This is a genomic window from Bradyrhizobium sp. NBAIM08, from assembly GCF_020193935.1.
GTDB lineage: Bacteria > Pseudomonadota > Alphaproteobacteria > Rhizobiales > Xanthobacteraceae > Bradyrhizobium > Bradyrhizobium yuanmingense.
This window is the reverse complement of record NZ_JADYVR010000422.1, coordinates 1-442: the sequence shown is the minus strand read 5'-3', so window position 1 is coordinate 442 and position 442 is coordinate 1. Positions and strand designations below refer to the sequence as shown.

Sequence of the window (442 nt, the reverse complement as noted above, 5' to 3'; positions counted from 1 at the left end):
TTATTTTACAGCCCTCTGACCTATACTCCGCATTGGGAAATTGAACTCAATTTGATGGAGACGTATCTACGCTCGGGTTGGGAGGTCGTTTTATTGAAGTGCGACGCGGATTTGCCGGCGTGTCTTGCCAATCCGTATCATAGCTTTGCGGTATGTCTGGAGTGCAAGACGCGTAAGAATGCGGGAATTAAATGGATCGGTAAAAATCGTATAAAGATTAAGCCATTCTACAAAATTACAGGCGAAAATAAAGCCGAGATCGACAATCTGGAAAATTTTCAGATAGATTCGCTCAAGCAGCTGAAGGAAATCGAAATTGACGGTTCGGATATCGGAATGTCGGCGCTAAGCACGGCAATTACGTGCCTGCGCGAGTCGGAAATTGACGTGAAAGAGCACCAAAAACTGCTCAAAAATCTGTTGGTTTCCGCCGCTATAACTC

1 protein-coding gene is annotated in these 442 nt (G+C 45.0%); it reads left to right on the top strand.

The window, feature by feature from the left end; genetic code table 11:
• Nucleotides 1-442: hypothetical protein (locus I6F37_RS40220; protein ID WP_225154412.1), on the top strand; the 442-nt coding region annotated here is incomplete at both ends.